The 13,611-nt window shown below is 66.6% G+C and carries 16 protein-coding genes; 14 read left to right on the plus strand and 2 right to left on the minus strand.

Annotation, left to right across the window (positions count from 1 at the left end):
• Window positions 1-9: 9 nt before the first annotated feature.
• Window positions 10-588: a serine O-acetyltransferase EpsC gene (epsC, locus tag PA27867_RS04140; RefSeq protein ID WP_066593649.1), complete on the minus strand. Its 579-nt coding sequence runs from the start codon at window positions 586-588 to the stop codon at window positions 10-12.
• 41 nt (window positions 589-629) lie between these two features.
• Window positions 630-1,568 (minus strand): cysteine synthase A, encoded by a 939-nt coding sequence (gene cysK / locus PA27867_RS04145; RefSeq protein WP_066593652.1) that lies wholly within the window; start codon window positions 1,566-1,568, stop codon window positions 630-632.
• Window positions 1,569-1,708: 140 nt separating this feature from the next.
• Between cysK and prmC the strand changes: the two genes are divergently transcribed.
• The 14 genes from prmC to PA27867_RS04215 all read left to right on the plus strand — a co-directional run bounded on the left by prmC (window position 1,709) and on the right by PA27867_RS04215 (window position 13,610).
• Window positions 1,709-2,611 carry a peptide chain release factor N(5)-glutamine methyltransferase gene (prmC, locus tag PA27867_RS04150; RefSeq protein WP_066593654.1) on the plus strand — a complete coding sequence of 301 codons (903 nt, stop codon included), beginning with the start codon at window positions 1,709-1,711 and terminating at the stop codon, window positions 2,609-2,611.
• Window positions 2,608-3,123: a GNAT family N-acetyltransferase gene (locus PA27867_RS04155; protein ID WP_208857298.1), complete on the plus strand. Its 516-nt coding sequence runs from the start codon at window positions 2,608-2,610 to the stop codon at window positions 3,121-3,123. The genes prmC and PA27867_RS04155 overlap by 4 nt, the downstream gene beginning before the upstream one ends.
• Window positions 3,124-3,280: 157 nt before the next feature.
• A complete protein-coding gene (locus PA27867_RS04160) occupies window positions 3,281-3,982 on the plus strand; it encodes an L-threonylcarbamoyladenylate synthase (protein WP_066593659.1) in 702 nt (233 codons plus the stop codon).
• The gene (locus tag PA27867_RS04165; protein ID WP_066593663.1) at window positions 3,979-5,208 is read left to right on the plus strand and encodes an MraY family glycosyltransferase; all 1,230 of its coding nucleotides are present in this window, start codon (window positions 3,979-3,981) and stop codon (window positions 5,206-5,208) included. Before PA27867_RS04160 ends, PA27867_RS04165 begins: the two co-directional genes overlap by 4 nt.
• Window positions 5,205-5,672 (plus strand): hypothetical protein, encoded by a 468-nt coding sequence (locus PA27867_RS04170; protein ID WP_066593666.1) that lies wholly within the window; start codon window positions 5,205-5,207, stop codon window positions 5,670-5,672. The genes PA27867_RS04165 and PA27867_RS04170 overlap by 4 nt, the downstream gene beginning before the upstream one ends.
• Before the next feature lie 124 nt (window positions 5,673-5,796).
• Complete coding sequence (gene atpB / locus PA27867_RS04175) at window positions 5,797-6,684, plus strand: F0F1 ATP synthase subunit A (protein WP_084020674.1); 888 nt, start codon at window positions 5,797-5,799, stop codon at window positions 6,682-6,684.
• 48 nt (window positions 6,685-6,732) lie between these two features.
• Window positions 6,733-6,966 (plus strand): ATP synthase F0 subunit C, encoded by a 234-nt coding sequence (atpE, locus tag PA27867_RS04180; protein WP_066593671.1) that lies wholly within the window; start codon window positions 6,733-6,735, stop codon window positions 6,964-6,966.
• 31 nt (window positions 6,967-6,997) lie between these two features.
• Window positions 6,998-7,567, plus strand: a complete 570-nt coding sequence (locus PA27867_RS04185; protein ID WP_066593676.1) for a F0F1 ATP synthase subunit B — start codon at window positions 6,998-7,000, stop codon at window positions 7,565-7,567.
• A gap of 4 nt (window positions 7,568-7,571) precedes the next feature.
• Window positions 7,572-8,369, plus strand: a complete 798-nt coding sequence (locus tag PA27867_RS04190) for a F0F1 ATP synthase subunit delta (RefSeq protein ID WP_066593682.1) — start codon at window positions 7,572-7,574, stop codon at window positions 8,367-8,369.
• A gap of 87 nt (window positions 8,370-8,456) precedes the next feature.
• A complete protein-coding gene (gene atpA, locus PA27867_RS04195) occupies window positions 8,457-10,094 on the plus strand; it encodes a F0F1 ATP synthase subunit alpha (RefSeq protein ID WP_066599031.1) in 1,638 nt (545 codons plus the stop codon).
• Between the two features lie 86 nt (window positions 10,095-10,180).
• Window positions 10,181-11,083 carry a F0F1 ATP synthase subunit gamma gene (locus PA27867_RS04200; protein WP_066593684.1) on the plus strand — a complete coding sequence of 301 codons (903 nt, stop codon included), beginning with the start codon at window positions 10,181-10,183 and terminating at the stop codon, window positions 11,081-11,083.
• 18 nt (window positions 11,084-11,101) lie between these two features.
• Entirely contained in the window at window positions 11,102-12,565 is a 1,464-nt protein-coding gene (atpD, locus tag PA27867_RS04205) for a F0F1 ATP synthase subunit beta (protein ID WP_066593686.1), read from the plus strand.
• Between the two features lie 2 nt (window positions 12,566-12,567).
• Entirely contained in the window at window positions 12,568-12,834 is a 267-nt protein-coding gene (locus PA27867_RS04210) for a F0F1 ATP synthase subunit epsilon (RefSeq protein ID WP_066593688.1), read from the plus strand.
• Window positions 12,835-12,854: 20 nt separating this feature from the next.
• Window positions 12,855-13,610 (plus strand): YaaA family protein, encoded by a 756-nt coding sequence (locus tag PA27867_RS04215; RefSeq protein WP_066593691.1) that lies wholly within the window; start codon window positions 12,855-12,857, stop codon window positions 13,608-13,610.
• Window position 13,611: the final 1 nt, after the last annotated feature.

Consider the following 13,611-nt stretch of genomic DNA (forward strand, 5'->3'; position numbering starts at 1 on the left):
GAGGCGGGTTCAGGCGTCGGATTTGAGCAAGCAGCGCGCGGCCTTGATCTCTTCGGCCGTGCCCGGCTGCACGCGCGCGGGGATACCCAGCAGGATCGAACGCGCCGGAGCGTCCTTGGTGACCACGGCATTGGCCCCCACGGTGCACCATTCGCCCAGGGTGATGGGGCCCAGAATCTTGGCGCCGGCTCCCACGGTCACGCCATCGTGCAACAGCGGATGGCGCCGGGCCCCGGCCACGACCCCGTGCCGGCTCTTCCCGCCCAGGGTGACCCCGTGGTAGAGCATCACGTCGTCACCGACCACGGCGGTCTCGCCGATCACCACACCCATGCCGTGGTCGATGAACAGGCGACGGCCGATGCTCGCACCGGGGTGGATCTCCACCCCGGTGAGGAAGCGGGCGAACTGCGAGAGCAGCCGGGCGGGAAGCCGGTAGCCGCCGAGCCACAGCCGGTGGGTGATCCGGTAGGCCCAGACGGCGTGCACACCGCTGTAGCCCAGGACGACCTCGGTCTTACTGTGCGCGGCGGGGTCGTGTCGCTGAGCCATCGCAATGTCTTCGCGAACGCGGGCGAACACTCCCATGCCGGGCACCAGTCTTCTCGTCGGTCGGATGGAACGCAGGCCTAGTCGACCAAATCTTCGTAAAGGACAGTACTGATGTATCGTTCCCCGAATCCGGGGACGATGACGACGATGGTCTTGCCGGCGTTCTCGGGCAGCTTGGCCTGCTCGAGGGCGGCCCAGACGGCGGCGCCGCCGGAGATGCCGGCGAGGATGCCCTCCTGGGTGCCGAGGGCGCGCGCGGTGGCCACCGAGTCGGCGAGGGTCACATCGGTGACCTCGTCGTACACGTGGGTGTCCAGCACGCTCGGCACGAAGTTGGCGCCGATGCCCTGGATCTTGTGCGGGCCGGGTGCGCCGCCGTTGAGGATGGGGGAGTCCTTGGGTTCGACGCCGATGACGCGCACCGAGGGCTTGCGCTCCTTGAGCAGCTGGCCGGCTCCGGTGATGGTGCCACCGGTTCCGATGCCGGCGACGAGCAGGTCGACGGCTCCGTCGGTGTCGTCCCAGATCTCCACGCCCGTGGTGGCCTTGTGGATGGCCGGGTTGGCCGGGTTGTCGAACTGACGCGCCCAGATCGCACCGGGCGTCTCGGCCACGATCTCCTGGGCCTTCTCGACCGCGCCGCGCATGCCGGCGGCCCCCGGGGTGAGCACGAGTTCTGCGCCGTACGCGCGCAGCAGGATCTTGCGCTCCTTGCTCATGGTCTCCGGCATGGCCAGGATCACCTTGTAGCCGCGGGCCGCGCCCACGAGGGCCAGCGCGATGCCGGTGTTGCCGCTGGTGCCCTCGACGATGGTTCCGCCGGGCAGGAGCTCTCCCGAGGCCTCTGCGGCGTCGACGATGGCGATGCCGATACGGTCCTTGACGCTGCTGGACGGGTTGTAGAACTCGAGCTTGGCCAATACCGTGGCGGTGGAGTCACCGGTCAGCCGGTTGAGCTTGACCAGCGGGGTCCCGCCCACCGTCTTGGTAATGTCTGAGTAGATCCGTGCGGACATCGATAGACCTTTCCTGGGGGCTCACCTGGAGCCCGAGTTGTGCGGACCTGCCGCGGGGAGTTAACGCCGCCACCGGGGGAATATCCCTCGTTCAGCCTAGAGCCCGACGATACCCACAGAGTTGCGTAAGATTCCACTTTGTGACAGCTCCCAGCAACGCGCCAGCCCAGCCCTCCCCGAATCCCACGACGGTCACCCGTCTGCGCGAGCTGGCGACCGCCACGCTCGGCCAGTCCGGAATCGCTGACCCGGAGGTCGACGCCGACCTGCTGATCGGCTTCGTGCTCGGCCAGAGCCGGGGCCAGGTGCAGGCCGCCGCCATCATGGGCACTGCCCTCGGTGACGCGGATGCGACGAGCGTCCTGGCCCTCGTCGAGCGCCGCGCCCGCCGCGAACCCCTGCAACACATCACCGGACGGGCACCGTTCCGGGCGCTCGAACTCAACGTGGGCCCTGGCGTCTTCGTTCCCCGCCCCGAGACCGAGGGGGTCGCCCAACTCGCCATCGATGCCCTGCGCTCGATGGCCGACCCTGAGCCGATCGGCGTAGACCTGGGCACCGGCAGCGGCGCCATCGCCCTGGCCCTGGCCACCGAGGTGCCGCACGCCCGAGTGTTCGCCTGCGAGAACTCCACCGACGCGTTCCCGTGGACCAGCCGCAACTTCGCCGAGGTCGCCGCCCCCAACGCCCGGTTGGTGTTCGCTGACCTCGCCGAGGCGTTTCCCGAGCTCGACGGCACGGTGTCGGTCGTCGTGTCGAACCCGCCGTACATCCCCGCCGACGCGATTCCGCGGGACCCCGAGGTGCGCCTGTTCGACCCGGCCCACGCGCTCTACGGCGGACCGGACGGGCTGGATGTGGTGCGGCTGGTCTCGCAGACCGGCCTGCGGCTGCTGCGCACCGGCGGCGTGCTCATCATCGAGCACGGCGAGCTGCAGGGCGCCGAGATCCGGGCGCTGCTGGACGCCGACGGTTGGCGGGCCACCGCCACCCACCGCGACCTCACCACCCGCGACCGCACGACGACGGCGCTGCGGCCGTGACCGCATCCGGTCAGCCTGGCGTCGGAGCTGCCGCCGCCGCGGACCTGCGCCCGCTGACGTCGAAAGAACTGGCGGCCTGGCTCGTCACCAGCACGGCCGACTACGCCGACGACCTCGAAGCGGCGGGACTGAGCCGGGCCGCGGCCGAGAGAAAAGCGAGCGAGTCGACCGCGCGCGAATTCCCGCACGGCATCCCCGCACCGGGCCAGCACGTCTACGCGGTCACGGTTTCCGATGAGCACGTCGGCGTGCTCTGGCTGGCCGCCGGACCGGTCGACGACCCCGACAACTGGTGGATCCTCGACATCCTGATCTTCGAAGCGTTCAGAGGTCGCGGCCACGGCCGCCTGGCGATGCTGCTCGCCGAGACCGAAGCCGCCCGGCTGGGCGCCGCCAAACTCACCCTCAACGTGTTCGCCCGCAACACGGCGGCCCGGGCCCTCTACGCGTCCCTGGCCTACGAGCCCACCAAGATCTACCTGGAGAAGACGCTTACCCCTCGCGAACCGTAAGTCACGCCCGGAATTCCGGGATTTGCGGGGCTTTTGCTCACGGTTCGCCGATGGGCGGCGAAAGAGGGGAGAGCGGCGCGCGGGGTGAGGCCGGTGAAACGGGCCGCACCGCCAGCCGCCGGGCCCTCCCAGGCAGGCTGCACTAGAATCGTGCCCGATGACACGTATCTATGATTGCTCGGTCGACGCAGAACTCGCGACCGGCATGCGACTGGCACGCTCGGCGATCGGCCGCGGCGCGCTCGTTGTCATCCCCACCGACACCGTCTACGGCATCGCCGCGGACGCCTTCAACCCCGAGGCCGTGCAACGGCTGCTGGATGCCAAAGGCCGCGACCGCCAGTCGCCGCCGCCGGTGCTCATCCCGGGCATCCCCACCCTCGACGCCCTCGCCACGGATGTGCCCGAGCCCGTGCGCGCGCTCGTGGCGGAGTTCTGGCCCGGTGGTCTCACCGTGGTTCTCAACGCCCAGCCCTCGCTGGTCTGGGACCTCGGCGAGACCCAGGGCACCGTGGCGCTGCGGATGCCCCGCAACCAGGTGGCCCTCGACCTCCTGGCCGAGACCGGCCCGCTCGCCGTCTCGAGCGCCAACACCAGCGGCCTGCCGTCGGCCATCGACGTGATCGGCGCCGAAGACATGCTCGGCGAGAGCGTCGCCGTCTACCTCGACGGGGGAGTGGCCGGCCTCGACTACGACGCCATCGGCGACCGGCCCGGCGACACCTCGTCCACCATCATCGACGCCACCGGCTTCGCCGACAACGGCGGCAAGCTCGCGATCGTGCGGAACGGCGTGATCTCCCGAGCCGCCATCGAAGCCGTGATCGGCGACGCGCTCGCCCCGGTGGCCGAGAAATGACTCTCTTCATCCTCCTGGCGCTGGTCTCGGCCGTCGTCACCTTCCTCATGTCGATCGTGGTGCTCAAGCTCACCCACAAGTACCGGCTGTACCCCAAGATCCGCGAACGCGATGTGCACACCCGGCCCACACCCCGGCTCGGCGGCATCGCGATGTTCCTGGGCATCCTGGTGGCCTTCGGCGTGTCCTACCTGGTGGCGTCGCAGTTCGCGCCGTTGCGGCTGATCTTCGCCGACCCGCACCAGATCATGGCCATCCTCGGCGCCGCACTGCTGATCGTGCTGCTCGGCGTGGCCGACGACATCTGGGACCTCGACTGGATGACCAAGCTGCTCGGCCAGTTCATCGCCGCCGGCCTGGTGGCCTGGCAGGGCGTGCAGGTGTTCTCGTTGCCCATCGGCGGCCTCACCGTCGGCTCGTCCTGGATGTCGATCGTGATCACCGTGATGGCGATCGTGATCGTGATGAACATGATCAACTTCATCGACGGGCTCGACGGCCTGGTGGCGGGCGTGGCGCTCATCGCCAACGGTGTCTTCTTCATCTACAGCTATCTGTTGGTGCGCGACACCTCTCCCACCAACTACTTCAACCTCGCCTCCCTCATCGCGGCCCTCCTGATCGGCGCCTGCGTGGGGTTCCTGCCCCTGAACTGGCACCCCGCCAAGATGTTCATGGGCGACGCCGGAGCCCTGCTGGTAGGCCTGCTGATGGCCACCTCGGCCGTCGCGATCACCGGCCAGGTCGACCCCACGTCGATGAACCGCGCGCAGCTGTTCCCGGCCTTCATCCCGCTGATCCTGCCGGTGGCCATCCTCATCATCCCGCTGCTCGACTTCGGCCTGGCCGTGTTCCGGCGGGTGCGGGCCGGTAAATCCCCGTTCAGCGCCGACCGCAAACACCTGCACCACCGGCTGCTCGACATGGGCCACTCACACCTGCACGCCGTGCTGATCTTCTACGGCTGGACCGCCGCGGCATCCGTGGGGTGCCTGCTCTACTACGTCCTGCCGGTGTTCTTCGGCCTGCCCACCTGGTGGGCCACCGTCTTCCTGGTGAGCGCTCTGGTGATCTGCACCGTGGTGACCCTCGCGCCGCTGAGCCGCCGCAAGGCCATCGAAGCGGCCAGCCAGCTCGCGCCGGTGACCGACGCCATCGGCATCCCGACCATTGCCCGGCTTGATCCCCTCGACGAGGCGTCTGACAACGCCAAGGAGCACGTATGAGCACCACACCCAGCACCCAGCCCACCTCGATCCCGGTCTTCCGCCAGGTGCTCGTCTACGGCGGTGTGCTGGCCCTCGCGATCGCCGTGATCGGCATGGTCGTCGGCGGGCTCACCGTGGGCGGTGTGGGCGTGCTGAGCGCCCTGATCGGCACCCTGATGGCCGTCGTGTTCATGGGGATCACCGCGGCCAGCATTCTGTTGGCGAATCGTTACGCGGGCCGGGAGTCCGCCATCGGCGCCTTCTTCGGCATCGTGATGGGCGGCTGGCTGCTCAAGTTCGTGGTCTTCCTGGTGCTGCTGATCCTGCTCAAGGACCAGCCGTGGATCAACCCGCTGGTGCTGTTCCTGAGCATCATCGCCGGTGTCCTCGGTTCCCTCGTGGTCGATGCGATCGTGCTCTTCAAGAGCCGGATGCCCTACGCCAGCGACGTCGTGCTGCCGCCCGCGCCGCACGATGACTGAGGCTGACCTAACTCGCGACTCGCCGCACGGCCCAATCAGGCACTGAGCGGGGCTCACTCGATTCGTAAGCTGGGCTCGTTTATTGCTAGGGTTATGAGCGATTCACCCCGGTCCGACGTTGCCCATGCTGGCGCGAGGGCCGGCATCTATATTCGTCGTTGCGAGAGCAGAGCTCCACGCCCCGAACCAGGAGAAAGCGCTGCTAGAAACCGCCGTAAACCTGCTCGTTCCGTTCGCGTCCGACGACGGTGAATTCCACGGTCCGACGATCAACGAGTTCTTCCCGCCCGCGATCTTCTTCCCGGACACTCCGTTCGAGATGAACCGCATCATCCTCATCCGCTTCATCGCGGTTGCCGTGATGATGCTGCTCTTCTGGGCCGGCACCCGTCGTATGAAGATCGTCCCGACCCGCCTTCAGAGCCTGGTCGAAATGGGCCTGGACCTCGTGCGCGTCAACATCGCGGAGGACCTGCTCGGCAAGAAGGACGGCAAGCGCTTCCTTCCGCTGATCACCACCATCTTCTTCATGGTTCTGTTCATGAACCTCACCGGTGTGATCCCGTTCCTGAACATCGCGGGAACCTCCGTCATCGGTGTCCCGCTGGTGCTCGCCCTGGTCGCCTACGCCGCGTTCCTCTACGCCGGCATCAAGAAGCACCCCGGCAAGTTCTTCCGCAACTCGCTCTTCCCGCCCGGCGTTCCCCCGGTGCTGTACATCATCGTCACGCCGATCGAGTTCGTGTCCACGTTCCTGATCCGCCCCGTCACGCTGACCCTGCGGCTCCTGATGAACATGGTCGTCGGCCACCTCCTGCTGGTGCTGTTCTTCGCGGCGACCCAGTTCTTCTTCTTCACCGCTGACGGCGGCTTCAAGCTGTTCGGTGTCGGTACCCTCGCGTTCGGATTCGTGTTCACGCTGTTCGAACTCTTGGTGGCGACGCTCCAGGCGTACGTCTTCGCATTGCTCACCGCTGTCTACATCCAGCTCGCGCTGGCTGACGAGCACTAACCTCGCATTCGGCGCTCGCCGGATACGTCACTACGGAAGGAAACACACGTGGACGCAGTTACCGTTCTCGCGGAAATCAACGGCAACATTGCCACCGTCGGCTACGGCCTCGCGGCTATCGGCCCGGCAATCGGCGTTGGTATCGTCGTTGGCAAGACCATTGAGGGTGTCGCACGTCAGCCTGAGCTGGCCGGCCGTCTCCAGGTACTGATGTACATCGGTATCGCATTCACCGAGGCGCTCGCGTTCATCGGTATCGCCACGTACTTCATCTTCGTTTAGTCCTCTTTTCTACAAATAGTTAGGAGGCACGATGCTTCACTCAGTGATTGCAGCCGCCGCAGAAGCGGAAGAGGCGGTCAACCCGCTCATTCCCGCGATCTACGACATCATTTGGTCGTCCTTCGTCTTCGTCGTCATTCTCTTCTTCTTCTGGAAGCTCGTTCTTCCGCGGATGCAGAAGCTCCTCGACGACCGCGCAGAGGCCATTGAAGGAAACATCGCGAAGGCCGACGAAGCCCAGCGCAAGGCGGAGGCTGCCCTCGAGCAGTACACCGCCCAGCTCGCTGCGGCGCGCGTCGAAGCCGGCCAGATCCGTGAGCAGGCTCGCGCCGACGGTCAGCAGATCGTCGCCGAGCTTCGTGAGCAGGCGTCCAACGACGCCGCCCGGATCATGGCCACCGCCAAGACGCAGATCGAAGCAGAGCACCAGGCCGCCATCACCTCGCTTCGCAGCGAGGTCGGCACCCTGGCTCTCGACCTGGCCTCCGGTGTCATCGGTGAAAGCCTGGCCGACGACGCGCGCGCCAGCGCCATCGTCGACAGGTTCCTCGCCGACATCGAGTCCTCCGAGAACACGGCCCCGTCGGCCGGAAAGCACTAGACACATGGGAAGCGCCACCAGAGAAGCCTTGGCCTCGTCGCGGACGGCCCTGGCCGCCCACGCCGACTCGGCCGATCTGGCGACGGGCGAAAGCCTGTTCGACGCCGGCCGGGTCATCGGCGACTCCTCTCAGCTGCTGGCCGCCATCGGCGACGCCTCAGCCGATGCGACCGCCAAGACCGCACTGGTCAAGGCGGTCTTCGCTCCGACGCTGACGCCGGCAGCCCTCGAGCTGCTGCAGTCGGCAGCGGCAGCCCGCTGGTCGAGCCACCAGGACCTGCTCGCAGGGATCGAAGAGCTCGGCCTGCGCGTGACCGCCGCGTCCGCTCCGGCGGACGTGTCGATCGATTCCGAGCTGTTCACCTTCGGCGCGGCGGTCTCCTCCGACGCCGAACTCGAACTGGCGCTGACCAGCAAGCTCACGCCGGCTGCGGCCAAGCTGAGCCTCGTCGACGCGCTGCTCTCCGGCAAGGCGAGCGCGCAGACCCTCGTCATCGTGCGTCACCTCGTGCAGCAGCCCCGCGGCCGCCGCATCGGTGAACTGCTCGGCGACGCCGCCGCGATCGTGGCCGACCAGGCCGACACCATCATCGCCACCGTCATCTCCGCGACGCCGTTGCACAGCACTCAGCTGGACCGGCTCGCGAAGACCCTCTCGGTTCGATACGGCCGCAACCTCACCATCAATCAGGTCATCGACGCATCCGTCGTCGGCGGCCTGAAAGTACAGATCGGCGATGACGTCATCGACGGCAGCATCGCCACCCGTCTCAAGGACTTGAGACTGCAGCTTGCTGGGTAACCTTCGGGTTCCCAGAACACACAAACCTCGAGACGGTAACGTGTCGAAAAGACAAAGCCTGTACTGCTGTACAGAAAAGGGAAGATGATGGCAGAACTAACGATCAGCCCCGATGAGATCCGTGACGCTCTCCAGGACTTCGTCAAGTCCTACGAGCCGAACAAGACCGCAACGACCGAGGTCGGCTACGTCACCACCGCGGGCGATGGCATCGCCCACGTTGAGGGTCTCCCCGGCGTCATGGCCAACGAACTCATCAAGTTCGCCGACGGCACCCTGGGCCTCGCGCTGAACCTCGACGAAGACGAGATCGGTGTTGTCGTCCTCGGCGAGTTCGCCGGCATCGTCGAAGGCATGGAGGTGTACCGCACCGGCGAGGTCCTCTCCGTACCCGTCGGCGATGGCTACCTCGGCCGCGTCGTCGACCCGCTCGGCGCCCCGATCGACGGTCTCGGCGAGATCAAGACCGAAGGCCGCCGCGCTCTCGAGCTGCAGGCGCCCGGCGTCATGCACCGCAAGAGCGTGCACGAGCCGATGCAGACCGGCATCAAGGCCATCGACGCCATGATCCCGATCGGCCGCGGCCAGCGCCAGCTGATCATCGGTGACCGCCAGACCGGCAAGACCGCCATCGCGGTGGACACCATCATCAACCAGAAGGCCAACTGGGAGTCCGGCGACACCAACAAGCAGGTTCGCTGCATCTACGTCGCCATCGGCCAGAAGGGCTCCACCATCGCTTCGGTGAAGGGTGCGCTCGAGGACGCCGGAGCGATGGAGTACACGACCATCGTCGCCGCTCCCGCGTCCGACCCGGCCGGCTTCAAGTACCTCGCCCCGTACACCGGTTCGGCCATCGGCCAGCACTGGATGTACGCCGGCAAGCACGTCCTCATCATCTTCGACGACCTGTCCAAGCAGGCCGAGGCCTACCGTGCCGTGTCGCTGCTGCTGCGTCGCCCGCCGGGACGCGAAGCGTACCCCGGCGACGTGTTCTACCTACACTCCCGCCTGCTGGAGCGTTGCGCCAAGCTCTCCGACGAGCTCGGTGCCGGATCGATGACCGGCCTGCCGATCATCGAGACCAAGGCCAACGACGTCGCAGCGTACATCCCGACCAACGTGATCTCGATCACCGACGGCCAGATCTTCCTGCAGTCCGACCTCTTCAACGCCAACCAGCGCCCCGCTGTCGACGTGGGAATCTCGGTCTCCCGAGTCGGTGGTGACGCGCAGGTCAAGTCGATCAAGAAGGTCTCCGGTACCCTCAAGCTCGAACTGGCCCAGTACCGCTCGCTCGAGGCGTTCTCCATGTTCGCCTCCGACCTCGACCCGGCCAGCCGTCGCCAGCTTGCTCGCGGCGCCCGCCTGACCGAGCTGCTCAAGCAGCCGCAGTACTCGCCGTACCCCGTCGAAGACCAGGTCGTCTCGATCTGGGCCGGCACCAACGGCAAGCTCGACGAGGTTCCCCTCGAAGACATCCTGCGTTTCGAGCGCGAACTGCTCGACTACCTGGGCCGCAACACGGGCATCCTCACCACCCTGCGCGAGACCAACGTGCTCTCGGACGACACCGTCACCGAGCTCACCGCGGCCGTCGACACCTTCAAGCGCGAATTCCAGACCGGTGAGGGCAAGGCACTCGCCTCCGTCGGCCGCGAAGAGTTCGTCGCCACCAAGGCGGAAGACGTCAACCAGGAAAAGATCGTCAAGCACAAGCGCTAGCCGCTGTACGGTCCGCGCCTCCCCAGGAGGCGCGGACCGATGCTCGACACCCACCGACACGACAGACAAGTAAGCACAGGAGACACATGGGAGCGCAACTTCGGGTCTACCGGCAGAAGATCAAATCTGCCCAGACGACCAAGAAGATCACTCGGGCCATGGAGCTGATCTCCGCCTCGCGCATCCAGAAGGCGCAGGCGAGGGTTGCTGCGTCCACCCCGTATTCGCGCGCGATCACGCGCGCCGTTTCAGCCGTCGCCACCTACTCGAACATCGAGCACGTGCTGACGACCGAGCCGGAGACCATCAACCGCGCCGCGGTCGTCATCTTCGCCTCGGACCGCGGTCTGGCCGGAGCATTCAGCTCCCAGGTCCTCCGTGAGGCCGAGCAGCTCACCGAGCTGCTGCGCAGTCAGGGCAAGGACGTCGTCTACTACCTCGTCGGCCGCAAGGCGCTCGCGTACTTCAGCTTCCGCCGTCGTGTCTCGGAGCGATCCTGGACCGGCGCCACCGACCAGCCCGTGTTCGACACGGCGCAGGAGATCGGCGAGGCCCTTCTCGAGGCGTTCCTCCGCGGAGCCGACGACGGTGGCGTGGACGAGATCCACATCGTCTACAACCGCTTCGTCAGCATGGTCACCCAGGTGCCCGAGGTTGTTCGTCTGCTGCCGCTCGAGGTCGTCGAAGGCGAAGAAGCCCCCGAGGCCGCCAACGTGCTGCCGCTCTACGAATTCGAGCCTGAGGCCGAGACCGTTCTCGACGCCCTGCTGCCGGTGTACATCGAAAGCCGCATCTTCAACGCCATGTTGCAGTCCGCCGCTTCCGAGCACGCCAGCCGCCAGAAGGCGATGAAGTCGGCCAGTGACAACGCCGACAAGCTCATCAAGGACTTTACGCGGCTGTCGAACAACGCGCGTCAGACCGAGATCACGCAGCAGATTTCCGAGATCGTGGGTGGAGCCGACGCGCTCTCATCCGCCAAGAACTAACCCAGAGAAGAGAGAGCAATGACTGACACCGCAATCGCGCCAGTCCTCGCGGAGGACACAGCCGGCGCTGTGGGCCGGATCGCACGCGTTACGGGACCCGTCGTGGACATCGAGTTCCCGCACGACTCGATCCCTGGTATGTACAACGCGCTCAAGACGACCATCGTCATCGGCGACGAGTCGACCGAGATCACCCTCGAGGTCGCACTGCACCTCGGCGACGACCTGGTACGCGCCATCGCCCTGAACCCGACCGACGGACTCGTCCGCGGCCAGGAGGTCCGGGACACCGGCTCGCCCATCATGGTTCCGGTCGGAAACGTCACCAAGGGTCGCGTCTTCAACGTCATCGGCGAGGTGCTCAACGCCAAGCCGGGCGAGAAGATCGAGATCACCGAGCGCTGGCCCATCCACCGCAAGCCGCCGCCCTTCGACCAGCTGGAGTCCAAGACCCAGCTGTTCGAGACCGGCATCAAGGTCATCGACCTTCTCACGCCGTACGTCCTCGGTGGAAAGATCGGCCTCTTCGGTGGTGCCGGTGTCGGTAAGACCGTCCTGATCCAGGAAATGATCCAGCGCGTTGCGCAGGACCACGGTGGTGTGTCTGTGTTCGCCGGTGTCGGCGAGCGTACCCGTGAGGGCAACGACCTCATCGGCGAGATGGAAGAAGCAGGCGTCTTCGACAAGACCGCCCTCGTATTCGGCCAGATGGACGAGCCGCCGGGAACGCGACTGCGTGTCGCGCTCTCCGCGCTGACCATGGCGGAGTACTTCCGTGACGTTGCCAAGCAGGACGTGTTGCTCTTCATCGACAACATCTTCCGCTTCACCCAGGCCGGTTCCGAGGTGTCGACCCTGCTGGGCCGCATGCCGTCCGCCGTGGGTTACCAGCCGAACCTGGCCGACGAGATGGGCATCCTGCAGGAGCGCATCACCTCGACCCGTGGCCACTCGATCACCTCGCTGCAGGCCATCTACGTGCCTGCTGACGACTACACCGACCCGGCTCCGGCGACCACGTTCGCGCACCTCGACGCCACCACCGAGCTCTCCCGTGAGATCGCATCGAAGGGCCTCTACCCGGCCGTCGACCCGCTGACCTCGTCCAGCCGTATCCTCGACCCCCGCTACTTGGGCGCCGACCACTACAACACGGCCGTTCGTGTCAAGGCGATCCTGCAGAAGAACAAGGAACTCCAGGAGATCATCGCGATCCTCGGTGTCGACGAGCTCTCTGAAGAAGACAAGGTGACCGTGGCCCGCGCCCGGCGCATCCAGCAGTTCCTGTCGCAGAACACCTACATGGCGAAGAAGTTCACGGGCGTCGAGGGTTCGACGGTGTCGCTCAAGGACACCATCGAGTCGTTCACGGCCATCGCCAACGGTGACTTCGACCACGTGTCGGAGCAGGCCTTCTTCAACGTCGGTGGCATCGGCGACGTCGAAGAGAAGTGGGCTCAGATCCAGAAGGAGAACGGCTAAGCATGGCTTCGGCTCCGCTTTCCGTGAGTGTCGTCTCGGCGGACCAGCAGGTCTGGTCCGGCGAGGCCACCATGGTCGTGGCGCGCACCGTGGAAGGCGAGATCGGTATTCTCGCCGGCCACGAGCCGTTGCTGGCCATCCTGTCCAGCGGTGAGGTGCGCCTGACCCTGCTGGACGGCACCAAGGTCGTCGCCGAGGCGGCCGACGGGTTCCTCTCGGTCGAGAACGACACCATCACCATCGTGGCCCGCAAGGCCGCACTCGTTTAGGAACTGCCCGCTAGGACACTGTGTTTGTATTGCTACCGCCGTCGGAGACGAAACGCTCCGGCGGCGGTTTTGCGTCCCTGGACATCGAATCCCTGGCCTTCCCGGAACTGACCGGGCGCCGGCGCACGCTGGTCACCGCGGTGACGAAGCTGGCCGCTGACCCGGATGCGACGGTCCGGGCACTCAAGCTCGGCCGCACCCAACTGGCTGAGGTGGAGCGCAATGCCACCGTCGTCTCCTCCCCGACGACCCCGGTGATCGACCGGTACACCGGAGTGCTCTACGACGCCCTCGCCGCCGACACCCTGTCGGCCGAGGCTCGCGCCTTCGCCGGGCGGCACCTGCTCGTGCACTCCGCGCTGCTCGGGCCCGTTGCCGGCCTCGACCTGGTGCCCGCGTACCGCCTCTCGCACGATTCCAGGCTGCCCGCGCTGCCGCTGAAGAAGCACTGGGCCGTCGACGTGTCCGCCGTGCTCGAGGTGACGGAGGGGCTGCTGCTCGACCTGCGCTCAGAGGGCTACGTCGGGCTGGGCTCCGCGGCGGCCCATCCGCAGCGGCACTTCCTGCGCGTGGTCACCGCGGGCGCCGACGGGCGGACCCGGGCGCTCAATCACTTCAACAAGAAGGCGAAGGGCGAATTCACCCGAGCCCTGCTCGAGAACGGCCGGGACTTCCAGACTGTCGACGAGCTCCTCGGCTGGGCCCCGACCGCCGGCCTCACCCTCCGGCACGGCGCCGCCGGAGAACTCGAACTGGTCGTGAACTCGCACGCCTAGG

The sequence above is a fragment of the Cryobacterium arcticum genome, from assembly GCF_001679725.1.
Taxonomy (GTDB): domain Bacteria; phylum Actinomycetota; class Actinomycetes; order Actinomycetales; family Microbacteriaceae; genus Cryobacterium; species Cryobacterium arcticum_A.